Annotated in this window: 23 protein-coding genes and 1 pseudogene; 10 read left to right on the plus strand and 14 right to left on the minus strand. The window is 72.1% G+C overall.

From position 1 onward, the window contains the following. Nucleotides 1-581: maltotransferase domain-containing protein (locus ABTX62_RS16915; protein ID WP_352116882.1), on the minus strand; the 581-nt coding region annotated here is incomplete at its 3' end. 72 nt (nt 582-653) lie between these two features. After that, nucleotides 654-1,022 carry a DUF5133 domain-containing protein gene (locus tag ABTX62_RS16920; protein ID WP_352116883.1) on the minus strand — a complete coding sequence of 123 codons (369 nt, stop codon included), beginning with the start codon at nt 1,020-1,022 and terminating at the stop codon, nt 654-656. 363 nt (nt 1,023-1,385) lie between these two features. Here ABTX62_RS16920 and ABTX62_RS16925 point away from each other — a divergent pair, with 363 nt between their 5' ends. Beyond that, complete coding sequence (locus ABTX62_RS16925) at nt 1,386-1,898, plus strand: pep a2 (RefSeq protein WP_352116884.1); 513 nt, start codon at nt 1,386-1,388, stop codon at nt 1,896-1,898. Continuing rightward, nucleotides 1,895-4,048, plus strand: a complete 2,154-nt coding sequence (gene glgX / locus ABTX62_RS16930) for a glycogen debranching protein GlgX (RefSeq protein ID WP_352116885.1) — start codon at nt 1,895-1,897, stop codon at nt 4,046-4,048. Before ABTX62_RS16925 ends, glgX begins: the two co-directional genes overlap by 4 nt. Nucleotides 4,049-4,076: 28 nt before the next feature. Here glgX and ABTX62_RS16935 read toward each other — a convergent pair whose 3' ends face one another. After that, nucleotides 4,077-4,880 (minus strand): VOC family protein, encoded by an 804-nt coding sequence (locus ABTX62_RS16935; RefSeq protein WP_352116886.1) that lies wholly within the window; start codon nt 4,878-4,880, stop codon nt 4,077-4,079. 247 nt (nt 4,881-5,127) lie between these two features. Here ABTX62_RS16935 and ABTX62_RS16940 point away from each other — a divergent pair, with 247 nt between their 5' ends. Then, complete coding sequence (locus tag ABTX62_RS16940) at nt 5,128-5,448, plus strand: ANTAR domain-containing protein (RefSeq protein WP_352116887.1); 321 nt, start codon at nt 5,128-5,130, stop codon at nt 5,446-5,448. Between the two features lie 26 nt (nt 5,449-5,474). Here the strand turns inward: ABTX62_RS16940 and ABTX62_RS16945 are convergent, their stop codons facing one another. Beyond that, a complete protein-coding gene (locus tag ABTX62_RS16945) occupies nt 5,475-6,266 on the minus strand; it encodes an RNA polymerase sigma factor SigF (protein ID WP_352116888.1) in 792 nt (263 codons plus the stop codon). Nucleotides 6,267-6,823: 557 nt separating this feature from the next. Here ABTX62_RS16945 and ABTX62_RS16950 point away from each other — a divergent pair. After that, complete coding sequence (locus tag ABTX62_RS16950; protein WP_352116889.1) at nt 6,824-7,345, plus strand: hypothetical protein; 522 nt, start codon at nt 6,824-6,826, stop codon at nt 7,343-7,345. Between the two features lie 25 nt (nt 7,346-7,370). On the opposite strand, the gene hemC is transcribed toward ABTX62_RS16950, so the two are convergent. The 3 genes from hemC to ligD form a co-directional block, all read right to left on the minus strand. After that, entirely contained in the window at nt 7,371-8,306 is a 936-nt protein-coding gene (gene hemC, locus ABTX62_RS16955; protein ID WP_352116890.1) for a hydroxymethylbilane synthase, read from the minus strand. Between the two features lie 148 nt (nt 8,307-8,454). Further along, nucleotides 8,455-9,228 carry an NPP1 family protein gene (locus ABTX62_RS16960; protein WP_352116891.1) on the minus strand — a complete coding sequence of 258 codons (774 nt, stop codon included), beginning with the start codon at nt 9,226-9,228 and terminating at the stop codon, nt 8,455-8,457. Nucleotides 9,229-9,369: 141 nt separating this feature from the next. Continuing rightward, nucleotides 9,370-10,350, minus strand: coding sequence for a non-homologous end-joining DNA ligase (ligD, locus tag ABTX62_RS16965; protein ID WP_352117000.1), 981 nt, complete (start codon nt 10,348-10,350; stop codon nt 9,370-9,372). A gap of 115 nt (nt 10,351-10,465) precedes the next feature. On the opposite strand from ligD, the pseudogene ABTX62_RS16970 reads away from it, so the two are divergent. Next, nucleotides 10,466-10,757 (plus strand): annotated as a pseudogene (locus ABTX62_RS16970) (MarR family transcriptional regulator); the annotation flags it as partial. Between the two features lie 388 nt (nt 10,758-11,145). Here the strand turns inward: ABTX62_RS16970 and ABTX62_RS16975 are convergent. Further along, a complete protein-coding gene (locus tag ABTX62_RS16975; RefSeq protein WP_352117008.1) occupies nt 11,146-11,277 on the minus strand; it encodes a hypothetical protein in 132 nt (43 codons plus the stop codon). A gap of 265 nt (nt 11,278-11,542) precedes the next feature. Between ABTX62_RS16975 and ABTX62_RS16980 the strand changes: the two genes are divergently transcribed. The 3 genes from ABTX62_RS16980 (at nt 11,543) to ABTX62_RS16990 (ending at nt 14,791) form a co-directional block, all read left to right on the plus strand. Continuing rightward, nucleotides 11,543-11,923 carry a DoxX-related protein gene (locus tag ABTX62_RS16980; protein WP_352116892.1) on the plus strand — a complete coding sequence of 127 codons (381 nt, stop codon included), beginning with the start codon at nt 11,543-11,545 and terminating at the stop codon, nt 11,921-11,923. Next, nucleotides 11,920-12,387, plus strand: coding sequence for a peroxiredoxin (locus tag ABTX62_RS16985; protein WP_352116893.1), 468 nt, complete (start codon nt 11,920-11,922; stop codon nt 12,385-12,387). Before ABTX62_RS16980 ends, ABTX62_RS16985 begins: the two co-directional genes overlap by 4 nt. Before the next feature lie 61 nt (nt 12,388-12,448). After that, nucleotides 12,449-14,791 carry an ATP-binding SpoIIE family protein phosphatase gene (locus ABTX62_RS16990; protein WP_352116894.1) on the plus strand — a complete coding sequence of 781 codons (2,343 nt, stop codon included), beginning with the start codon at nt 12,449-12,451 and terminating at the stop codon, nt 14,789-14,791. Nucleotides 14,792-15,042: 251 nt separating this feature from the next. Here the strand turns inward: ABTX62_RS16990 and ABTX62_RS16995 are convergent, their stop codons facing one another. After that, nucleotides 15,043-15,873: an aldo/keto reductase gene (locus ABTX62_RS16995; protein WP_352116895.1), complete on the minus strand. Its 831-nt coding sequence runs from the start codon at nt 15,871-15,873 to the stop codon at nt 15,043-15,045. A 393-nt stretch (nt 15,874-16,266) separates the two neighbouring features. On the opposite strand from ABTX62_RS16995, the gene ABTX62_RS17000 reads away from it, so the two are divergent. Continuing rightward, nucleotides 16,267-17,241 carry a TauD/TfdA dioxygenase family protein gene (locus ABTX62_RS17000; protein WP_352116896.1) on the plus strand — a complete coding sequence of 325 codons (975 nt, stop codon included), beginning with the start codon at nt 16,267-16,269 and terminating at the stop codon, nt 17,239-17,241. Nucleotides 17,242-17,310: 69 nt separating this feature from the next. Here ABTX62_RS17000 and ABTX62_RS17005 read toward each other — a convergent pair whose 3' ends face one another. The 5 genes from ABTX62_RS17005 to ABTX62_RS17025 form a co-directional block, all read right to left on the minus strand. Beyond that, nucleotides 17,311-17,466 carry a hypothetical protein gene (locus ABTX62_RS17005; protein ID WP_352116897.1) on the minus strand — a complete coding sequence of 52 codons (156 nt, stop codon included), beginning with the start codon at nt 17,464-17,466 and terminating at the stop codon, nt 17,311-17,313. 346 nt (nt 17,467-17,812) lie between these two features. Then, nucleotides 17,813-19,318 carry a metallophosphoesterase family protein gene (locus ABTX62_RS17010; protein WP_352116898.1) on the minus strand — a complete coding sequence of 502 codons (1,506 nt, stop codon included), beginning with the start codon at nt 19,316-19,318 and terminating at the stop codon, nt 17,813-17,815. Between the two features lie 47 nt (nt 19,319-19,365). Further along, entirely contained in the window at nt 19,366-20,196 is an 831-nt protein-coding gene (locus ABTX62_RS17015; protein ID WP_352116899.1) for an MHYT domain-containing protein, read from the minus strand. Nucleotides 20,197-20,316: 120 nt separating this feature from the next. Next, nucleotides 20,317-21,072: a dienelactone hydrolase family protein gene (locus ABTX62_RS17020; RefSeq protein WP_352116900.1), complete on the minus strand. Its 756-nt coding sequence runs from the start codon at nt 21,070-21,072 to the stop codon at nt 20,317-20,319. Between the two features lie 152 nt (nt 21,073-21,224). Then, the gene (locus ABTX62_RS17025; RefSeq protein WP_283973810.1) at nt 21,225-21,845 is read right to left on the minus strand and encodes an L-threonylcarbamoyladenylate synthase; all 621 of its coding nucleotides are present in this window, start codon (nt 21,843-21,845) and stop codon (nt 21,225-21,227) included. A gap of 166 nt (nt 21,846-22,011) precedes the next feature. Between ABTX62_RS17025 and ABTX62_RS17030 the strand changes: the two genes are divergently transcribed. After that, a complete protein-coding gene (locus tag ABTX62_RS17030) occupies nt 22,012-23,505 on the plus strand; it encodes a helix-turn-helix domain-containing protein (protein WP_352116901.1) in 1,494 nt (497 codons plus the stop codon). The last annotated feature ends 78 nt before the right edge of the window (nt 23,506-23,583 follow it).

Below are 23,583 nucleotides of genomic sequence, written 5' to 3' on the forward strand. Positions count from 1 at the left end.
TCCACCAGCAGCGGCAACGGCTCACTGCTGGTGACCAGCTCCCGCAGCGGATGCCGGGCCAGGACCTCGTCCACCTCCGGCGTCAACGCCGCCGCGAAGCGGGCCGCCGTGGGCAGCGCGTCGTCGCGCAGGGTCGTGGCCGCGGCGAGCAGCACGGTTCGGCCGGCTTCCTTCGGTACGCCGGCCGCAGCCCGCTCGTAGAGCTCCGCGCCCTCTTCCAGGACCAGACCCGGGTCGATGCCCGCCGGGATCTTTATGCCCGCGGTGTGACGCCAGGTGGCCACCGGATCGCTCCAGGCCTCCACCCGGTACGACCAGTGGCCGACGGCGTTCGCGGTGACCTCGGCGCCCCAGCGGTCGCTGCCGGGGGTGAGCTCGCGCATCGGCGTCCACGGACCGGGGCGGCCCTCGGGGTCCTTCAGGACGACATTGGCGGCCACCGCGTCATGCCCCTCCCGGAACACGGTGGCGGTGACCTCGAACGTCTCACCCACGACCGCCTTCGCCGGCCGGTTGCCGTTCTCCACGGCCGGGCGGACGTCCCGTACCGGGATGCGACCGATGGCCCGGGTCCTCCTCATGGTCCTCACCTCCACCGTGCTCGGGAGCCGGGCCGCCGGGCCCGGTTCGGGGACAGATGCGCGGGAAGGCGGCTACCTTCCCGCCGGGGATCTCCGCTCGGCGGCCGGGGTTCTCCGCTCCGCCGCCGGTGTTCTTCGTCTGACCGCGGTGGCCGGACGGGGCCGTTCGTTCGGTTCCTGAAGACAGGTGACGTGCTGCTCCTGCAGGCACGTGATCTGCTGTTCCTCCAGGTAGGCGACCTGGTTGGTGCGCAGGTACCGCTCGGCCGCGTCCGCCGCTTCCCGCGCGCAGCGTTTGCCCATCAGCACGCAGAGGGTGTAGCCGGAGTCCTCGAACATGGTCCGCACCGTGCGGTCGTTCGGTGCCGCGAGCATCACGCGTTCCCAGGCCCGGTAACGCCGCAACTGCCGGGCGACTTCGGCTTTGGCGGGTAGCAGCATGGCACCGATCACCTTTCGGGGCTCGAGGGACACGGTCTCCCGACGGTCGGACGGCGGCCGTACGCACAGCGGCACGGACCCGTAACGGCGATCGAGTTCTTCACACATGGTGCACGTGTGACGACACAGCGTCTTGTTGGATCTTCAACCAATGGCGGCTCGCTGGGGCCGCTCGGGCCACCGCGGCCCGCTCACTTGTGTCCACTGTTGCCTCAGGTGTGCGCTCGTGTTGCACGAACGGGCTAGCACCCTCAGGCTGAGGGTGACTCAGAAGCGATAGGCGCTCACGTTCCGTGCTCGGGGCTCGTCCCGCAGGACCGCGGGAGCGAGAAGGAGCTGAGCTTCGCGGTGAGGAGCCGACCGATGAAGACCGCAGTGCCCTGCTACTACCACCTCGATGTGGAAGTCAGCCCGGACCGGGTGGGACAGGTCAGCCGCATTCTGGCCGCTCACCTGAAGTTCTGGGACCTGGACAACCTGGTCCAGCCCGTCTGCGGCGGTGCCGAGATGCTGCTGAAGGCCATCGACGAACACGCCACGGACAAGAACACGTCGATCGAGATGTGGTGGAACGGGCAGCACCTGATCACCGCCATCGGGGACAACGACCGCGCCCTGCGCCCGGACCAGGAACTGCGAGGCTGCCTGGAGCACCTCGCCGCGATGAGCGACGGCTGGGGATGCTGCGCCACCGAGACCGGCAGCAAGGTCATCTGGTTCTCGCAGCGCGCCCGCGCGGGGGAACGCGTACCGCTGGTGCCGACCGCTCCCGCCCCGCGGGAGAGCGAGGGCCTCGATGTGCCCCGCGAGGAGCGGGTCGCGCGCCTGGCCGGACCGGCCGGCACCCCGGGCGACCTCCTGGAGGAGGCCCGGTGACCCGCCGGCAGCCACGGAAAGGGGCGTCCGCCTGGGGCGGGCGCCCCTATCCCCTGGGAGCGGACTACGACGGTGAGGGCACCAACTTCGCGCTCTTCAGCGAGGTCGCCGAACGCGTCGAGCTGATCCTCGTCGACGACGACGGCACCCACACCCGGGTGCCGCTGAACGAGGTCGACGGCTTCGTCTGGCACGGCTACGTGCCCGGTGTGGGCCCCGGCCAGCGCTACGGCTACCGGGTGCACGGGCCGTGGGCCCCCGCCGCCGGCCACCGCTGCAACCCGGCGAAACTGCTGCTCGACCCGTACGCCCGTGCGGTGGACGGGCAGATCGACAACCACCCCTCGCTCTACGAGCGCAACCCGGACGGCCCCGACCCGGCCGACAGCGCCGGGCACACCATGCTCGGCGTGGTGACCGACCCGGCCTTCGACTGGGGCGACGACGCCCGGCCCGGCCGGCCCTACGCGGACACGGTGATCTACGAGGCCCACGTCAAGGGCATGACCCGCACCCATCCCGAGGTGCCCGAGGAACTCAGGGGCACCTACGCCGGGCTGGCCCACCCCGCGGTCGTCGAGCACCTGACCTCCCTGGGCGTCACGGCCGTCGAACTGATGCCCGTCCACCAGTTCGTCCACGACGGGGTGCTGCACGACCGCGGCCTGGCCAACTACTGGGGCTACAACACCATCGGCTTCTTCGCGCCCCACAACGGTTACGCCGCCCACGGCTCTCGCGGCGGGCAGGTCGCCGAGTTCAAGCAGATGGTGAAGACCCTGCACGCGGCCGGGCTCGAGGTCATCCTCGACGTGGTCTACAACCACACCGCCGAGGGCAACGAGATGGGCCCCACCCTGTCCTTCCGCGGGATCGACAACTCCTCGTACTACCGCCTGGTCGACGGCGACTGGGAGCACTACTACGACACCACCGGCACCGGCAACAGCCTGCTGATGCGGCACCCCTACGTACTTCAGCTGATCATGGACTCGCTGCGGTACTGGGTCACCGAGATGCACGTCGACGGCTTTCGCTTCGACCTCGCGGCGACCCTCGCCCGGCAGTTCCACGAGGTGGACCGGCTGTCGGCGTTCTTCGACCTCATCCAGCAGGACCCGGTGATCAGCCGCGTCAAGCTGATCGCCGAGCCGTGGGACGTCGGCGAGGGCGGCTACCAGGTGGGCAACTTCCCGCCGCTGTGGTCCGAGTGGAACGGCATGTACCGCGACGCGGTGCGGGACTTCTGGCGCGGTGAGGACCACACGCTCGGCGAGTTCGCCTCCCGGCTCACGGGCTCCTCCGACCTGTACCAGCACAGCAGGCGCCGCCCGCGCGCCAGCGTCAACTTCGTCACCGCGCACGACGGCTTCACCCTGCGCGACCTCGTCTCGTACAACGACAAGCACAACGAGGACAACGGCGAGGACAACCAGGACGGCGAGAGCACCAACCGCTCCTGGAACTGCGGCGCCGAGGGCCCGACCCGCGACGCCTCCGTGCGGGAGCTGCGCACACGTCAGCAGCGCAACTTCCTCGCCACGCTGCTGCTCTCCCAGGGCATCCCGATGCTCTCCCACGGCGACGAGCTCGGGCGCACCCAGGGCGGCAACAACAACGCCTACTGCCAGGATAACGAGATCTCCTGGATCGACTGGCGGCTCACCGAGGAGCAGCGCGACCTGCTGGAGTTCACCCGGTACCTCATCAGGCTGCGCACGGGGCACCCCGTCCTGCGGCGGCGGCGCTTCTTCCGCGGCGAGACCCTGACCCGGGCGGACCAGCCGCTGCCCGACCTGGTGTGGCTGGCGCCGGACACCCGTGAGATGACCGACGACGACTGGCAGCGCGGCGACGCGCACTCCGTCGGCGTCTTCCTCAACGGCGACGCCATCGCCGAACCCGACCCGCGCGGCCGTCCGGTGGTCGACGACTCCTTCCTGGTGCTGTTCAACAGCCACTGGGAGCCGGTCGACTTCCGCCTCCCGAACGCCTCCTACGGCGATCGGTGGACGACCCTCATCGACACGGCCGACCCACAGGGCACGCCCGACGAGTCGGAGCACAAGGCGGGGGCGCGTCTCACCGTCGGGGCCCGCAGCCTGGTCCTGCTGTCCCGGCCGTCCCGGGCGTCGCGCGAGAAGGAGTGAGCCGTCGTGCGAGAAGGAGTGAGCCGGGTCAGCGGTCGCGGCGCGCGGTCACCGTGAACTGCGCGCCGTCGTGGTCCCGCAGCACCGTCTCGTCGCCGCCCTTGGACAGGACGCTGCCGCCGTGCAGTTCGGCCGCCCGGGCGCAGGCCTCGACGTCGTCGACGAAGAAGTGGATCTGCCAGTGCGGCCGGATCGTGGGGTCGGGGGCCGCCTCCAGGGCGCCCGACTCGATCCGGGCCACCACGTCCCCACGGCTGCGCAGCACGACCTCGCCGCCCTCGTAGTGGACCTCGCAGCAGCCCGGGTGCGGGGACGCCCAGTCGAGGACCTCGCCGTAGAAGATCGCCGCGTCGAAGGCGTCACGGGTGTGGAGCGTGATGAAGGCCGGCTGTGCGTTGCGCCAGGTCTCCCAGTCGGTGAAGAGGTCGCCCTCCCAGATGCCGAAGGTCGCTCCGTCCCGGTCGGCCAGCAGCGCCGCCCGGCCCGGGGGCAGTGAGATCGGCCCGACGGCGACGGTGCCCATACGTTCCTGCACCCGCGCCACCGCGTCGTCCGCGCTGCGCACCGCGAAGTACGGAGTCCACGCCACGGCCATCTGCCACATGCTCGCCACTCCCGCGATCCCGGCCACGGGCGAGCCGTCCACCAGCGCGATCCGGAACCGGTCGCCGAGCTTGGCCGGTCGCCACTGCCAGCCCAGCACGGCACCGTAGAACTCCTCGGTCGCCTTGACGTCCCGGCTCGTCAGGCTCACCCAACAGGGAGCGCCGAACACGGAGTGTGATGAGACGACGTCCTTGGTGCCGGAGGGGGTGGGCGTGTTGTGGTTCATGGCAGTCGCGTCCTGATCTCGTCGGCCTGGCAGCCACCGGAGGATGTGACACCAGTGTCCAACCGGAACCGGTGTGGGCGCCTGCCGAGTACCCCGGCGGCGGCACCGAAACGGCATCCGGCCTGGTCCGCCCCGGTGGCACCGGGCGGCCCGACTGGCGACGATGGAGGGGTCGGACACTGCGTCAAGGTACTCAAGCACCCGAGGGGACCTCGGGGGCAGCGGCACACCGGACCCGGAGGTGACCATGCCCACGGACGGGGGCTCGGATCGGATCTTCGAGTTGCAGGAAGAGGTCCAGCAGCTGAAGGAGGCCGTCGTCTCCCACGCTGTCGTGGACCAGGCCATCGGAATGGTCGTCGTGCTCGGCCGGATCTCCCCCGACCAGGGGTGGTCCGTGCTGAAGGAGGTCTCCCAGCACACCAACATCAAGCTGCGCAACGTCGCCGAACTGATCCTCGTCTGGGGGTGCACAGGCATGATGCCCGAGGAGATCCGGGCCGCCCTGGAGGACGCCCTCGACCGTGCCGGACCGACGCAGATCCCCGGCTCGCCGCCGGAGGCTTGACCCCGGCGGCACGAGAGGCCCTCGTGTCACGGGGCCTCGGTCAGCAGTTCCTCACGCAGATGGGCGAAGCAGCTGCTGAGCAACCGGGAGACGTGCATCTGTGAGATGCCGAGCTGCTCCGCGATGCGGCTCTGGGTCATGCCCTTGAAGAAGCGCAGGTAGAGAATGATCCGCTCGCGCTCCGGCAGCGCCTCCAGGCAGGGCCTGACGGCCACGCGGTTGACGACGATGTCGAAGGCCGGGTCGGGCCCGCCGATCGCGTCCCCGAGGGCGTAGCCGTCGGTCCCGGGCATCTCCGCCTCCAGCGAGAGCGCGGAGAAGCAGTCCAGGGCCTCCATGCCGGTGCGGACCTCACCCTCGGTGAGCTGGGAGTACTCCGCGATCTCGGCGACAGTGGGGGAGCGGCCGGGGGTGGTCTGCGACAGCTCCTTGGCGGCGTGCCGCACACGGTTGCGCAGGTCCTGTACCCGGCGGGGCACGTGCAGCGTCCACATGTGGTCGCGGAAGTGGCGCTTGATCTCGCCGGTGATCGTCGGCACCGCGTACGCCTCGAAGGCGTTGCCGCGGGCCGGATCGTAGTGGTCGACGGCCTTCACGAGGCCGAGAGCCGCCACCTGGTACAGGTCCTCCAGGGCCTCGCCACGGCCCCGGAAGCGGACGGCGATCCGCTCCGCCATGGGGAGCCAGGCCTCGACCAGTTCGTCCCGCAGGGCCTTACGCTCGGGCCCCTCCGGCAGCCGCACGAGTCGCGCGAACGCCTCCGCGGTGTCGGGGGCGTCGTCGTGGGGGTGCGTTCGGGTGCTTCCGGCGATACGCATGGTGCGCACCTCCCTGAGCAGGTGCTGAAGGGACAGACACCGTGGGAGTGCGGACTCGGGCCTAGGAACAGCACTGGGGCCCGGCCTGCCGGCTCCCACGCGCGTGCCTCCTGTCCGAAGCACTTCCCTGCCCATTCCCGGACAGGGGCATAGTGAAACAATTAAGACAATACGGTAATCGAGGGCCCCGGGCGCCCTCGGATCCGCCTGTCCGTCGACAGCGTCCCCAGCCCTCGGCAAGGTGATCACCGTGCCGCCTCCCCGGAACGGCCCCGGCGTCCGGCGTCCGACTGCGCGGTGCTGTTCCTCGCCGCCGCGCTCGGCGGCACCGCGGTCTCGGCCCCGCTGGGGCGGCCGGCCCGGTGATCTTCACTCGTGGAAGTGATGTGCGGCACGCCGGGGCAAGCGCTTTCTCCGGCCGTTTCCGGATAACCGCTGGGCACGGCTTGATCACCGATCAAAACGGATGAACTGCCTGGCCACAGCGCATTCTGCTCATTTGACAGTGCGCTCAGAGCACAGATAGGAAGCAGCTTCCAGAGGTCGAGAGGTGCAGCGTGTACGAGCCGAACGTGGTCGGGGACTGGCAGGAGTACGACGAGCATGCCGGTCTGCGCGTCCGCGTCCACCGTCTGGAACTGGCCGAGCCGCCCCGCGGCCGGGACGACGCCGCCGAGGGGCTGACCTACTTCTGCCTTCGCGTGACGGTCGAGAACCGCGGCAGCCGCCATCTCGGCATCCACCTCGAGGACGGCCAGATCGATGTCCGGCTCGGCCCGGACGGGGAGAGCGCCTTCATCGACTGGCGGAACTCGCAGTTCATCGAGGGCTTCGACGTCTACCCGCTGCGCCGGGCCACCGCCGTGCTGTACGCGGCCGGGGGCGAGGCGTCCCTGGGCCTCGTGGACGTCCAGGTGCAGTTGCGTGTCGAGGAGGAGTGGACCGACCGCCGGCTGTGGGCGGGCGGCATCGGGGCGCACGAGGGCCCTGCCGGGGCTCCGCAGGGCGCGGTGCGGGACAGCCTCGCGCACCAGGTGAGCGTCTTCCTGCGGGACCAGGCGGAGGAAGGCACCGCTTGATCCCGTGTCAGGGGTGTCGCGGGGGTCAGTGCGGGATGCCGTCGATGATCTCACGGGCGCCCTGACGGAGCAGGGCCACGGCGACCGAGGTGCCGAGCGTCGCCGGGTCGAGCCTGCCCGCCCACTCGTGGGCATTGAGCCGGGTCTTGCCGTCCGGGGTGAACACGCAAGCCCGCAGGGACAGTTCACCACCGCGGTCCACCCGCGCGAACCCGGCGATGGGACTGTTGCAGTGCCCCTGCAGCACATGCAGGAACATGCGTTCGGCCGTGGTCTCCCGGTGGGTGCCCGGGTCGCCGAGACCGCTCACCGCGTCGATCAGCGCGGAGTCGTCCTCGCGGCACTGGAGGGCCAGTACGCCCGCGCCGATGGGCGGCATCATCGTCTCGGTCGAGAGGATCTCGCTGATCACGTCCTCGCGGCCGATGCGCTCCAGGCCGGAGACCGCGAGCAGCAGGGCGTCCGCCTCCCCGGCGGCCAGCTTCGCCAGACGCCGGTTGGCGTTGCCGCGGAACGGCACGCACTCCAGGTGGGGATGCGTGGCGGCCAGTTGAGCGGTGCGGCGCACCGAGGAGGTGCCGATCCGCGTGCCGGCCGGCAGCTCGTCCAGGGTGAGTCCGCCCGGGTGGATCAGGGCGTCGCGGATGTCGTCCCGCTTGAGGAACGCGGCGAACACCGTGCCCGCGGGGAGCGGCCGGTCGGCGGGCACGTCCTTCACGCAGTGCACGGCGAGGTCGGCCTCGCCGGCCAGCAGCGCCGCGTCGACCTCCTTGGTGAACGCGCCCTTGCCCTCGACCTTGGACAGATCGCCCATCCACCTGTCGCCGGTGGTCTTCACCGGCACGACCTCGGTGCGCACTCCAGGGTGGACGGCGGCCAACTCGGTCCGAACGCGCTCCACCTGGGCCAGGGCCATGGGGGAGTCGCGGGAGACGATGCGGATCAGTTCGGGGACGGACATGCGGACACGATAGACCCTCCCGAGGGAGCGTTCGTGCCGAACCTCCACCGACGGCCTTGCTTCGCGCGCCAGTTCGGGACGGGCTCCCCGGTACGGCCCGGACCGCTTCGGTGGTACGAGGTCCGGGCCGAGCCGGGGGCCGGTGCCGTCAGGCGTACGGGTCGAAGGCGATGCCGGAGGGCTTGGCCGATGCCAGGTGGTTGGCGAAGCGGGCGTCCTTCAGGCCGAAGTTGGCGCTGCCGAAGTCGTAGGAGGTGAGCTTGTCGCGCACCCCGGCCGGGTAGCCGTTCCAGCCGACCAGTGCCGGGTACTGCCAGGTGCGCTCGTGGTTCTCCGGCGGCTCGTCGTTCGCGTTCGCGGCGCGGAAGCAGTGGGTGCTGATGCCGTCCTTGTGGTAGACGATCTTCGCGTGGGTGCCGTCGAAGCGGATGGCGGACGCCGCGCGCACGGTGAACGAGCCGTGGTTGGACGTCGAGACGTACTTGACCTGGTTGTCCTGCACGAACACCGCGACATGCTCGAAGTCGTGCCGGTGGCCGCCGATGCCGCTGCCGGCCACGGCCTGGTCCTTCTCGAAGTAGAGGGCGTAGAGGATCGCGCACCAGCCGTTGTTGCACTTGGAGCGCGCATAGCCGTTGGTGTTGTCGAGGTCCGAGGCGTCCCGGCAGTTGCCGTTCAGTGCGCCGGTCGGTTTCAGCCCGCCGTTCACGGTGCCGTCGGGGCCGATCGCGGGTGAGGAGTAGCACCCGTCGGTGTCGTAGTCGTAGGCGGGCTGGTACGTCTGCTCCAACGCGTCCGCGTTGGCGGGCAGCGCCGACGGCGGTGCCGCGAAGGCCATGGCGGGGAACGCCAGGACGAGAGCGGCGGCACCGGCCGCTCCGGTGAGCCATCTCCTGCGGTGGGCGAACGGGCGTGACGACACTGCGTCCTCCTTGGTCCGGGCGCAGCCCAACGGCTGTGGGGGAAAGGGAGGTTCAGCTTCCAGCCTGAACGCGTCCATGCCAAGAGGGGGGGAGGGTCCAGGGGTGAATCACGGTCCGACAGTCGGGGGGCAGGCGTCGTTTCAGACCAGGTCGTCCGGGATGTCGGCCGCCGCCTCCTCGGGCGCGAGATCCGGCCGCAGCCGCAGCCAGGACGGCTGGCGCAGCATCCCCTCCCGGGTGCGGGTGCTGTAGCGCACCTCGCCGACCAGGCGGGGCACGACCCAGTGGGCGCCCGGAGCGCGCGGGGCGGGGTCGAAGGGGCAGGCGTCGGTCGCGGCGGCCCGCAACAGCCCGGCGAGTTCCGTGCGTTCGGCCTCGCTCCAGCCGGTGCCCACGCTCCCGACGTAGCGCAGCCGCCCGGCGGCACGCTGCCCGACCAGCACCGCGCCGGGCAGGCCGGTGAGCCGCCCCTTGCCGGGCTGCCAGCCGCCGACCAGGACGTCCTCGGTGCGCATGTTGCGGATCTTGATCCAGGCCCGCGAGCGCACCCCCGGTTCGTACGGCGAGTCCAGCCGCTTGCAGACCAGTCCCTCCAGGCCGTGTTCCTGGGTGGCGCGCAGGGCCTCCGCGCCGTGGCCCACGAGTGCGCGGGGCGTCGACCAGGAGGATCCGGCCAGGCCGAGGTCCTCCAGTGTCGCGCGGCGTCGCGTGTAGGGGAGCCGGAGGAGGGAGCGGTCCGTCAGGTGCATCAGGTCGAACAGCACGAGATGGACCGGGACCTCCGCCGCCCGTCGCGCGGCCCTGGCGGGCGCGTGCGCCAGACCCATGCGGGACTGCAGCAACTGGAAGCTGGCGCGGCCCTGTTCGTCCAGGGCCATGATCTCGCCGTCCAGTACGGCGGGTGTGGCGCCGAGGGCGGTGCCCAGTGGCCGCAGTTCGGGGTAGGCGGCCGTGATGTCGTCCCCGGAGCGGGCGCGCAGCAGCACGCTGCCGTCACCGGGCAGATAGACCACCACGCGCTGGCCGTCCTGTTTGGTCTCGTAGGCCCAGCGTGTGTCCTGCGCGGCGGGCGGCAGGGCGCCGGGCGTGGCGAGCATGGGCGGGATCAGCGGCAGGTCCACGGGTGAGGTGTCGACGAACCGGCGGGCCCTCACGCGCGTTCCGGGCCCAGTTCCCCTGAACGGCTGTTACCCGGTCGATTTACTTGGCAATGCAAATAGAAGCTGGCGCGAATTCATGTCCACGCCGCCGCTGCCCGGCGCTTCCGCCCCGGAAGTGATCGAGAGCGAGCGCGCGCTCACCCGCATCTCGTACCTGAGCACGCGGGCCGTCGGCACGACCGGCCCGCGGCCATGGTGGGCGTGCCGCCCTCGACCAGGGCCGCCGTAGCGCTGCTGCGGCAGGTCACCGACTCCGAGCCACTGCGCCGGGGGAGCTCGCCGCCCGGCTGGATGGGGAGGCGCCGCAGGTCACGCGTACCGTGCAGCAGTCGCAGACGTCCGCATACGCCACCGGCGTTCTCGGCCCGGCAGGCCCGGCAGGCCCGGCAGGCCCGGCAGGCCCAGCGGTCCCCGCGGTCCCAGCGGACCAGAGGCCCCGGCGGTCCCAGGGATCCCAGCGGACCCAGTCGCAGACGTCCGCATACGCCACCAGCGTTCTCGGCCCGGCAGGCCGTGGGCCCGGCAGGCCCGGCAGGCCCGGCGGGCCCGGCAGGCCGCGGCAGGCCCAGCGGTCCCCGCGGTCCCAGCGGACCAGAGGCCCCGGCGGTCCCAGGGATCCCAGCGGACCCAGAGGCCCCAGCGGGTCAGTGCGTCCCGGCCCCAGCGGCGCACCGCGGCCAGCTCACCGGTTTCAGCCGACCCAGAGGCCCCAGCGGATCCAGTGCGTCCCGGCCCCAGCGGCGCACTGCGGCGAGCTCACCGGTCCCAGCCGACCCAGAGGCCCCAGCGGACCCGGTACGCCCTGCGTGCCCAGTGGCCCAGCGCGGCCAGCTCACCGAGGCGGGGCGAGGCCGTTGCCGGGGTCCGCGTCGCCGGGATCCGCTCCATGCGGGCGGCCCTCTCGGACTGATCCCGGGGACTGCGGCAGTTCGCGACGCTCTTCCACCGCGTAGTCGATCACTTCCTCGCCCACGCCCTCGACGAGGAGGGCGGACCACGGTCGGCTCCGGTCGGCGAGGGCCTGAACCGTCGACGTCTTCCGGCGCTCCTTCGGCTACACGCCGGGCAGCGTCCACGGGCGCTCCCGGGACCCGGTGAACCGACCTGTCTACCGACTGGTAATAATGCGCTGCAGGCCTTCAGAGGAGGAACCGTGTCCCGGTCCGAACGCTCGCCCCTGCTGCTCGCCGGCCTGCTGGCCACCGCGGGTGCCGCCCACTTCGCCGCCCCACGCCCCTTCGACGCGACCATCCCGCGCGGGCTGCCCGGCACGCCCAGAGCCTGGACCTACGCGAGCGGCGCCGCCGAGCTCGCGCTGGCCGCCGGACTGGCCCTGCCGCGCACTCGCAGGACAGCCGCGCTGGCCACAGCCGCCTTCTTCGTCGGGGTGTTCCCCGCCAACGTCAAGATGGCCGCCGACTGGCGCCACCGCCCCACCCCGCAGAAGGCCGCCGCCTTCGGGCGCCTGCCCCTGCAGGTTCCCCTCGTGCTCTGGGCCCGCGGTGTCGCACGGAACGCGGAGGGCAGGTCGTGACCGCGCGCGTGGAGACCGGCGACACGGTCGAGGACTTCGCCCTGCCCGACGAGACCGGCGCCGTCCGCACTCTGTCCGGGCTGCTCGCCGAGGGCCCGGTCGTGCTGTTCTTCTATCCGGCCGCCCTGACTCCCGGCTGCACGGCCCAGGCCTGTCACTTCCGCGACCTCGCCACCGAGTTCGCCGCCGTCGGGGCACGCCCCGTCGGCATCAGCGGTGACACCGTCGAGCGGCAGCAGGAGTTCGCCGGACGGCACGGCCTCGGCATGCCGCTGCTGTCCGACGCCGACGGCGCCGTCCGTGAGCGGTTCGGAGTGACCCGGGGCTTCTCCCTGGCGCCCACCAAGCGCACCACGTTCGTCATAGGGCAGGACCACACCGTCCTCGACGTCGTGCGCAGCGAACTGCGCATGAACGCGCACGCCGACCGGGCTCTCGCCGCGCTGCGCGCCCACCGGGCCTGACGCCGTCACGCAAGGAGCCTCGCGGTTGATAGCGGGCCGCAGAGGGATGATCCTGGACGCTATGGAGGACGCCTCCGCCGCAGCGATCATCGACGTCCGCGGCATTCTGACGGGGTGGAGCCGGGGTGCCCGGCAGCTGACCGGCTATCCGGCCGACGAAGTCGTGGGCCGGGCCGCACGGGAACTGCTCGCGGAGGACGTGCCGCCCGAGGCGGTGTCCGCGCTGTCGGGCACCGTCATGGTCCGCCACCGCGACGGCTACCTCGTCGGGGTCCGCGTCAGTGCCTGCGCCGTGTCGGGCCCGGACGGCGAAACGGACGTCTATGTGATCACCGCCGCGCCCCCCGGCCGCGAGGAGACGTCCCTCGCGGGCCGCGCCTTCCAGCAGGCGTCCATGTCGATGTCCGTCTTCGACACCGGCCAGCGCTATCTGCGGCTCAACGAAGCCGCCTGCCACGTGATGGGCGTGTCCGAGGAGACCTTGCTCGGCCGGCACTTCCCGGAGACCGTGGAGGAGGCCGCGCACGTGCACGGCTTCGACTGGCATCTCCGGCACGTCGTGGAGACCGGCCGGCCGGTGCGCTACGAGAGCTACACCGGCGCGCCGGCCCTGAACCGGGAGCACGCCTGGGTCACCGAGATGTGGCCGGTCCGGGATGCTGCCGGCGCGCTCGTGGGGACCGCCCTGGCCGCGTTCGACAGCACCGAGCAGTACTGGGCCCGCCAGCGGCTGGCCCTGCTCAACGAGGCCGCGGCCGCCATCGGCACCACACTGGACGTGGTCCGCACGGCCGAGGAACTGATCGAGGTCGTGGTGCCCCGGTTCGCGGACTTCGCGAGCGTGGACCTGTTCGACTGGGTGCTCGGCGCGGACGAGCAGCCCGCGGTGCCGGCCGAGGAGATCACCCTCAGGCGGGTCGCGCACGGCTCCGTCACCGAGGGCACCCCCGAAGCGGCCGTGCATCTGGGAGAAGTCGACGTCTACACCGCGTTCTCACCGATCGCCCGGGCCCTGCGGGAAGGCGGAGCCGTCCTCAGCCAGGCAGGGGAGCCCGCCTTCATGCGCTGGGTCGCCGACCGAAACTCCCGCGCCCCGCAAGGACGCCCTTACCGCACGGGCGCCCACTCGATGCTGGCCGTGCCGCTGCGGGCCCGCGGCACCACACTGGGTGTCGCCGTGGCCGTCCGGGTGGCGCAACCCGACGACTACGGCGCCGACGACGCCGTGTTCGCCGAGGAACTCGCCAGCCGTGCCGCGGTCTGCGTCGACAACGCCCGCCGTTTCGCCCGGGAACGCACCACCGCCCTCGCCCTCCAGCACAGCCTGCTGCCGAGAGGGCTGCCCGGGCAGGCCGCCGTCCAGGTCGCCCACCGCTATCTGCCCTCCGGCTCGGCGGCCGGTATCGGCGGCGACTGGTTCGACGTGATCCCGCTGTCCGGCAGCCGCGTCGCGCTGGTCGTCGGGGACGTCGTGGGGCACGGCATCCCCTCCACGGCGACCATGGGCCGGCTGGTCACGGCCGTCCGCACCCTCGCCGACGTGGACCTCCCGCCGGACGAGCTCCTCACCCACCTGGACGACCTGGTCACCCACCTGGCGGCGGAGGACGAGGGGGAGGAGGTCGCCGAGCTCGGCGCGACCTGCCTGTACGCGGTCTACGATCCCGTCGCACGCCGCCTGAACGTGGCCGCCGCCGGGCATCCCGCCCCCGCGCTGGTGCTGCCCGACGGCTCGGCCCGGCTCATTCCCATGAGCGCGGGGCCGCCGCTCGGGGTGGGAGGGCTGCCGTTCGAGGCGACGGAGCTCCAGCTGCCCGAGGACTCCGTCGTCGCCCTCTACACCAACGGACTCGTCGAGGACCGCGACCGCGACGTCGACCGCGTCACCGAGGAGCTGTGCCGCGCCCTGACCGTGCCCGCGGACTCCCTGGACGCCCTGTGCGACTCGGTGCTGAAGGCCGTCCTGCCGGACGAACCCGGTGACGACGTGGCGCTGTTGCTGGCCCGAACCCGGGCGCTCGGTGCCGATCAGGTCGCCACCTGGGACATCACCCCGGACCCCGCGGAGGTGGCCACCGCCCGGCAGGCCGCGACCGACCAGCTCACCGCGTGGGGCATGGACGAGACGGCCTTCGTCACCGAACTCGTCGTCAGCGAACTGGTCACCAACGCCATCCGGTACGGCGCTCCGCCCATCCGGCTCCGCCTGATCCGCGATCAGACCCTCATCTGCGAGGTGTCCGACGGCAGTTCCACCTCCCCGCACCTGCGGCGGGCGCACCAGGACGACGAGGGCGGCCGCGGTCTGCTGCTGGTCGCCCAGCTCACCCAGCGCTGGGGCAGCAGGCAGACCACCCGGGGCAAGACCATCTGGTGCGAGCAGTCCCTCACGCCGCTGTTCTGAGCGGCCGGGCTCACTTCCCGGCCGCCTCCGACGCGACCTGGGCGAGCGTGCGCCCGGAGGTGACCGAGCGGGCCCGGCGAGGATCGGGAGCCCCGCCCCCGCGGCTGGTGTCACCGGCCCGTTTCACGAGCAGCCACGCCTCCTCGCCGTCGCCGCTCCGACCGCTGCGCAACCGGGTACAGAGCCGACGCGCCGCACAGCCTGGACCCCCCCCCGCGTCTCCTTCCCGCCGCGCGCGCCCCGGGTACCCCTCAGAACTCCTCGTGCACCTCGGGGTCCCCGCCCACCCGCCGATGTGCCCGGTCCGCGACGGCCCGCATCTCCTCCTCGTCCAGCTCGAAGCCGAAGACGTCGAGGTTGGCGCGCTGCCGCTCCGGGTTGGCCGACTTCGGGATGGGCACCGCCCCGAGCTGGGTGTGCCAGCGCAGCACGACCTGCCCGGCCATCACCCCGTGCGCCTCGGCGATCCGCGCCACGGCGGGGTCGTCCAGCAGGGGCGTGCCCCGGCCCAGCGGGCTCCAGCTCTCGGTCACGATCCCCCTGCTCGCGTGGAAGGCGCGCAGGTTGTCCTGCGGCAGGAAGGGGTGCAGCTCGACCTGGTTGACGGAGGGCAGCACGCCGGTCTCCTTCTCCAGCCGTTCGATGTGCCCGGCCGTGAAATTCGAGACACCGATCGACCGGACGAGCCCCTCCTCGCGCAGCTTGATCATGGCCTTCCAGGAGTCGACGTACCGGTCCACGCGCGGCAGCGGCCAGTGGATCAGGTACAGGTCGACGTACTCCAGGCCGAGGCGGGCCCGGGACTCCTCGAAGGAGGCGAGGGTCTCTTCGTAGCCGTGGTGCCGGCCCGGGAGCTTCGTCGTCACGACGATCTCCTCGCGCGGCACCACCCCGGAGGCCACAGCGCGGCCCACCCCCGTCTCGTTGCGGTAGTTCGTCGCCGTGTCGATCAGACGGTAACCCGCCTCCAGGGCCGTGAGCACCGCCTGCTGCGCCTGGTCGTCACCGAGCGGCCAGGTGCCCAGCCCCAGGGCGGGGAGCGTCGTACCGTCGTTGAGCCTGTGTGTCGGGATGCTGATCACCGTCGGACCTTCCCGTTGACCGTGTCGTCCCTCCAGCGTCACCGATACCGGCACCGATGATCAACCGGACGGGCGGGGACGAGGACGGCGGACGACATCGGCGGTGCCGGGGAGAGGCGGCGGCCTTCCGCTGCCCGGTCGACGCCGGGCGGTGGTGCGGGACGCCGTGATCCGGGGTCTCCACGTGCGGGGCGGCCGGCACCGCCCGGCCACGTCTCGGCCTCCTCGAAACCGCGGTCACGGACGACGGGCCGGGAAGCCTCCACCGCGTCGGCCCAGTCGTCGATCGCCTCGGCAGCCCCGACCGGCTCGTCCGGCATGGTCGCCCACGGCGGAGATCGCTGTCACGATCTTCGGGAAGACCGGACCACGCCCACGACCAGCGGAGCGCTCATGACGACGGACAGCGGGATGGCGGACGAGGCGGCCCGGAGGGCCGGGGTGGAGGTGAAACCCGTCGCGGGGTACATCGGGGCCGAGATCAGCGGGGTCGACCTGGCCGGGGACCTCGATGACACCGTGGTCGCCGTGATCAGGGCGGCGGTGCTGCGGTGGAAGGTGGTGTTCTTCCGGGAGCAGCGGTTGGACCACGCCGGGCAGGTGCGGTTCGCCCGGCGGTTCGGCGAGATCGTGGTGCTGCCCCGGCGGGGCAAGGCCTCGCCCGCCGGCTTCCCCGAGATCGAGACGACCGCCGACCGGCTGGAGCTGGGCGGGCGGTTCGGGATGGAGCACGACGAGTGGCTGCGGCGCCGCCGCCACACGCTGCTGCGCGGCTGGCACTGCGATCACGGGGCCCGCGTCGACCCACCCGCGGCGACGATCCTGCGCGCCGAGACGGTACCCCCCTACGGGGGCGACACCACCTGGGCGAACCTGGCGGCGGCGTACGCCGGACTCTCCGCGCCGCTGCGGCAGTTCGTCGACGGGCTGCGCGCCGAGCACCGGCTCGGGGTCGGCTACCAGCCCCGGCCCGGCGACGACGCGTACGTCCGTCATCTGCTCGACCGTCAGGTCGCCTCCCTGCACCCGCTGGTGCGGGTCCACCCCGAGACGGGCGAGCGGATCCTGTACGTCAACGGCTACTACGTCGAGCAGATCGCCGGCCTCTCCCGGCCCGAGAGCGGCGCCGTCCTGGAGATGCTGCTGGAGCAGGCGGTCCGGCCCGAGTACACCGTCCGGTTCCGCTGGGAGCCGGGCAGCGTGGCCTTCTGGGACAACCGAGCCACCATGCATCTGGCCCCCGGCGACACCGCCCGCCTCGACCACCCTCGGATCATGCATCGCGTGATGCTCGCCGGGGAGGTGCCCGTCGGGGTGGACGGCAGGCCGTCGGAACCGATCACCGGGACCGCCCCCGGCCGCTGGTGACCCCCGACGGGCGGAAGGACCTGGCCGCGGGTCGCCTACGCCGGTAGCCGCGCCTGAAAGGTATGAGTCTCAGGCGCCTCTGCTGCCGGAGTCCCCGCCCGCCCTGAGCATCTGGCTCGCGGTCGGCTCGCGACCGAGGGCACTGCTGACCAGCAGCTCCTCGTGACGTCCGCCGGTGGCCGTGCGGCCGTCCTGGAATACCACGATGTGGTCGGCGTGCTGCACGGTGGACAGACGGTGTGCGATGACCGGCAGGGCGCACTCCTGGGCGACAGAGCCCTTGCGAAGTTCGGATGTTATACAAAATCCGGATCCATCGGTCCGTGCGCCTGCTCTCTTCGGCCGGCGCACCGGCGCGGACCGATGGTGCGACCGGGGCCTGCGCAGGTTCGCATGAACGTTTTGGCCTTGGCCTCCGGCAGTTGTTCCCGGCACCTGCCAGGATGGGTCCGGTGACGCCCCGGCTGGGCGCCGCCGGGGCGCACTCCGCGTCCACGACGTGCTCCCTTCGCCTGGAAGACCCCGTGTCCTCCCCGGTGGCCGGCGTGACCCGGGGCCGCGTTCCGCCCCGTCAGCGCAGCGGGATCGTCACCTCGTCCTCGACCGGTGGGGCGAGCTCCTGGGCCCGGTTGCCGGTGGCCGCGTAGCACCGCAGCCGGATCGACTCCGGGGAGACGTCCAGGCGCAGGAAGCACTTGAAGAACGGCGGGCTGTACGTCGCGGAGCCGGGCGAGAACAACGACGTGTAGATCTTCCGCACGGGCAGCCGGAACCGCTTGGCCCGGTCGGGGCGGCGGCCGGTGCCGAGCAGCCCGGCGACCAGGCGGACGCGCCGGGTGACCCGGGTGGAGGCGTGCGGAGTGCGGGTGGGCCGGATGCCGAGGCGTTCGACGATCACGGCCGTCGCCTCGGCCTCGGTGAGCGTGAAGAACCGGCGCATCCGCAGCCGGTGGCCGTAGAGCCTGCTGTAGAAGGCGAGGGAGTCGCCGCGCAGCGGATAGCAGCGGAAGTCCTGCTCGGTGACGCCCGCGACGTTGACGCGGGGAATCGTGTGGGTGGCGTGCGTGAACGCTCCGCCCCCGCCGGCGACGACGTACTGGAGGATGCGTCCGTCGTCCAGCCGGACCGGATAGCGCTGGTAGTTGTGGATGTCGCCGCCGATCGCCGCCACGTAGTGGTGCGCCGGGTCGCGGACGACGGCGTCGACGGTGCCGCCCCCCTCGATGGCGCACGGGCGGTGCCGGCCGTCCACGTACAGAGGGGAGCCGGTGACCAGGATCTTCGGGCGCGGCCCCCGGGAGACCTCGCGCAGCCAGGCACCCTGTTCCGCGTCGAGGGTGCCGAGCAGGCCCGTGTCGATGCCGATGACGCGCACCGGGCCGGCGTCGATCGCCCAGTACGGGCCCGGCTGGACGGCCTGCTGTGCGGCGGCGGAGCGCAGGGTGCGTGCCTCGGGCAGGTGGCGGCCGTCGTCCGGGTGCGGCCGGTGCCACAGCAGCGATCGCAGCCAGGCCCGGGTCAGGGGGCGCGGCCGGGGCTCGGGCGGCAGGGGCGGGGGGTCGTCGCAGAAGACGCGCATGAAGCCGCCGAGATCCTCGTACCAGTCGTGGTTGCCCGGTATGGCGTAGATCGGCGCCTGATAGTCCCGGTAGGGACGGAAGAACTTGGTGGCGTAGTCGTCCGCGCTGCCGACGGGGTAGATCACGTCACTGGCCAGCACGGCGAAGCGGGTGTCCTGACCGGTCCTCAACAGGCCCGGCACGACGGCGTACTGGGGGTCGTCGCCCTCGCCGGTGTCGCCGATGACCAGGAACGAGAACCGGTCCGGGTCGTCGCGCCGGATCACCTTGTCGGCCGGTGCGCCGGTGGCCGCCCGCTGCGCCACCCACCGGCTGCGCGTCCGGCCGACGGGGTCCCCGAACCAGGAGGCCAGCACGCCGTTGCGGGCGGCCCACAGCATCCGGGGGTCCAGCCAGGAGATCTTCTCGGTCTTCGGCGGCATCAACCGCTGGTACGCGCCCCGTTCGGTGGAACCCCAGCCGGCGCCTTCGGCGGTATCGCGTGAGGAGTCAGACACCGGTGCACCGTAACAATCGAGCCAGGTCCCGCCCGCGGGCGGGTTCCTCACCGCTCGCGCGTGGGCGCGACCGGTTCGGGCCCCGAAGGGCGGTGCGACGCAACCGAGTTGGCGGCCCGGCCCGGCCGCGCGGCGGAGGAGCGTTCGCCCAGCACCAGCAGGGGATCGAACATCACCACGACCCCGGCCAGCAGCAGGAAGACGACCGGCCCCGCCAGCATCGGCAGCAGCAGGGACAGGGGCGAGTCGCCCGCCCACGTCCCGCCGGTCGTGTCGTGCACGTGGACGCTGACGGCGGCCATGCCCGTGTAGTGCATCCCGGACACCGCCACGCCCATCACCAGGCTCGCGCCGAGGCTCGTCAGGAAGCCGCGGATGGTGACGGCCGACCACAACGCCGCGGTCGCCGCGCCGATGGCGATCAGCACGGACAGCCCGACACCGACCGGGTCGTAGTGGACGTCGCCGTCCAGCCGCAGAGCGGCCATGCCGAGGTAGTGCATGCCCGCCACGCCCAGGCCGGTGACCGTACCCGCGATCGCCAGTGTGGCGCCGCTCGTGCCGCGGTGGCCGACGAGGAACACGCCGACACCCACCACGGCGACGGCCACGACGAGACTGAGCACCGTCGTGGCCGCGTCGTACCGGACCCGGGTCTCCTCCACATGGAAGCCGATCATGGCGATGAAATGCATCGTCCAGATGCCGCAGCCGATGGAGGCCGCGCCTAACGCCAGCCAACCCGCGCTGCGGGAACGCGTGTCCAGCAGCGAGCGCACGATGCACCGCAGCCCGAGGGCACCCCCCAGGCAGGCCATCAGATAGGCCGCCACCGGAGTCACCGCACCGTAGCGAAACCCGTCGACCGTGCCGTCCATGAGCCAACTCCCCCCGAGTCATGGCTGGTTCTCAGCAAGGTCTACGCGCAGGGATCGCCTGGGGGCAAGCCCTTACCGTCGGTAGGCCGGCAACTCGCCTTCAGCGGATCCCGATTGGGGTCAGAATGTGCGCTTCAGCAGGTCGAGCAGTGCCGACCAGTGCCGCGCGTCGCCCTCTTGGTGGTACGAGGCGGTGTCGGCCTGCGTGAAACCGTGGGGCGCGCCCGCGTACACCTCGCACCGGTGGCGCACGCCCGCCGCCGTGAGGGCCTGCTCCAGACGCTCGATCTGCTCCTCGGGCAGTGAGGGGTCCTGGTCGGCGTGGCCGAAGTAGAGCTCGGCGGTGACCTTGCCGGCCACCAGGTGGGGGCTGTCCGGGGCGTCCGTGGCGAGCCGTCCGCCGTGGAAACCGGCCGCGGCCGCGACCCGCTCCGGGAAGGTGCCGGCGGTGAGGAGCGAGAGACGGGCGCCCATGCAGTAGCCGGTCAGCGCCACCGGGCCGTCGGCCACGACCGGAGATTGGTCCAGCCAGCTCAGATACGCACCGGCGTCCCGCATCGCCAGGTCGGCGGTCAGGGCCTGCATGACCGGGCCGATCCGCTCGAATATCTCCGGACGCGCCCCCGGGTCGATGAACTCGGGCAGGTCGAACAGCGGGGCCCGACCGTGCCGGTGGAACAGGTTCGGCACCAGTACGGTGTAGCCCTCCGCCGCCAGCCGGTCGGCCATGGACCGCAGCTGCGGCCGCAGACCGAAGGCGTCCATGAGGAACAGGACCGCCGGGTGGGCGGCCCCGTCGGCGGGGCGGGCCAGATACGCGTCGGCGGTGCCGTCCTCGGTCTGGACGTCGACAGCGGTTCCCTGTACGGCAGTCATGGCTGTGCTGCCTCTCTGTGGGGTGGGGGCCAGGAACCCGTCCGCGTGACCGGCCGGATCACGGTCATCGTGACACGCCCGTTCCCGGGGCATTTCGCCCACCCCAGGCACCCGGTTGAACCGTGAACGGCCCTTGGCCGCCGTTTTACCGGCTACTCGAACCGGGAGGGGTCGCCCGCGCCGTGCCGCACGATCTCCGCCTCCCCGCCGGAGAAGTCGATGACCGTCGTCGGTTCGGTCCCGCAGTCCCCGGAGTCGACCACCCCGTCCAGCACGTGGTCGAGCAGGTCCTTGATCTCCCAGCCCTGCGTCATGGGCTCGTCCTCGCCGGGCAGCAGCAGGGTGCTGGACAGCAGCGGCTCACCGAGCTCGGCGAGCAGGGCCTGGGTGACGACGTGGTCCGGGATGCGCACGCCGACCGTCTTCTTCTTGGGGTGCTGCAGCATCCGCGGCACCTCCTTCGTCGCCGGCAGGATGAACGTGTAGCTGCCGGGTGTCGACGCCTTGATCGCGCGGAACACGTCGTTGTCGATCCGCACGAACTGCCCGAGCTGCGCGAAGTCCTGGCACACGAGGGTGAAGTGGTGCCGGTCGTCCAGCTTGCGGATCGTACGGATCCGGTCGATGCCGTCACGGCTGCCCAGGCGGCAGCCCAGCGCGTAGCAGGAGTCCGTGGGGTAGGCGACAAGAGCGTCGGCGCGGATGCTGTCGGCGATCTGGCCGATGGTGCGGGGCTGGGGGTTGTCGGGGTGCACGTCGTAGTACTTCGCCATCCGCCGAGCTTATGCCGCCGGTACGGGTCGGCGGCGCAGGGGAGGGGTACCGGCCGGGGGGCGAGGTCCGCCGTCCGGCGGTCGGGCCGGGGCGAGCACCGGGACGTGAGGTAACGTCCCCGACCGGTGTGCCGGAGGCGGCACGGGCAACGAGGGGAAGACCGAGGTGGCTGGCCGAGCGGACGGGAACCGGCAGCGGGAAGCACAGACCGGTACGGGACCGGCGTGGGCGGAGCAACTGCTGGAGCACCTGCGCCCGGCCGGGCGGGACGTCCGCAGAGTCGTCGCCTGGCTCTCCGGCACCGTGGGCGCGACCGTGGCCCTGCTGGACGCCGCCGGGGACGTCGTCGCCGGTGATCGGCTTGCCCTGGACGCGGACCTGGTCACGGACATCATCGCCGGCCGGATCGCCTCCGCCGCCTGGGAGGGCCGGGGCAGCCACCAGCGTCTGGTCAGGGTGGAACATCCCTCCCACGCGTGCGTGCTGGCCGTCTCCCGGCAGGCCCCCTTCGACCGGCGGGCCTCCGACGTCGTCACGCACACCGCCCAGGTGCTCGGACTGCTGCTGACGGCGAACGAGTCGGCCGCGGCCGGGCACCGGCTGCGACGGGCCACCGCCGACCTGCGACTGGCGATCCTGCAACTGCTGATGGTCGAGGACACCATCGCCGCCCGCCGCGTCGCGGCCGGACTCTGGCCCGGACTGCTCGACGCGGAGACGGCCTGCGTGTACGTCGTCGAGTCCGACCCCGCCGTCCGCGACCGCGTCGCCGAGGAGTGCCTGGAGCGGACCCGGGAGGACGCCCTGGTCGTGCGTTGCCCGGCCATGGACGGTCATGTGATCGTCGTCAGCCCCCGCGACACCACGGGCGACGCCCTGCGGTCCCTGGTCGGAGAGCACGCGGACCTCTTCCTCGGCGGCAGCGTCCGGCAGAGCCTCGCGCGGACCGCCACCGCCTACGGACAGGCCGTCAGCGCCCTCGCCGTCGCGCACTTCCGCCCCGCCAAGACGGCCGTCTACGCGGAGCGCACCCACCCCGAACGCCTGATGGACCCGGTGGCGCTGCGCGGCTGGACGTCCCGGGTGCTGCGCCCACTCGACACCCTGTCGCACCACACCCGCGCCGAACTCCTGGCCACCAGCCGTCTCGGCCTGGAGTTCACCGCGGTCAACGCCGCCAAGGTCCTCGGCGTCAGCCGCAACACCGTCCGCGCCCGTATGGAACGCGTCGAGACCCTGCTCGGCACCGACTTCGCCGACCTCACGGTCCGGGCGGTCGTCCACCTGGCGCTCAACACCCAGATCGGCCTGCCCGACACCCGGCTCGCCGACGGCCCCGGTGACCCCGGGCTGCGGCTCGCCGAGCTGCTGTCAAGCCCTGCCGTACGCACCTGGGCGCGGGACCTGCTGGGCCGGCTGGACGCCGACGCCAGGAACCCGCGCCGGACGCTGCGCACCTGGATCGCCGCCGGGGGCAACGCCGAACGGGCCGCGCAGGCCCTGGGTGTGCACGCCCAGACCGTGCGCGAGCACGTTCGCAGTGCCGAACCCGTTCTGGAACGGCAGCTGCTCGCCGGAGGAACCGACCTGTACGAGGTCGTGCTGGCGCACCTGGCCGTCGGCGGCCTCGACGTGCCGGCTCTTCCGCGCCCCGCGTGAGGTCTTTTGCCTCTGAGGCAACCGGTTCGCCGGGCCGGGACGGGACGAACCCGGGCCATCCGGACGCGACTGTGCACG

It is taken from the genome of Streptomyces sp. NPDC096046, assembly GCF_040303285.1.
GTDB lineage: Bacteria > Actinomycetota > Actinomycetes > Streptomycetales > Streptomycetaceae > Streptomyces.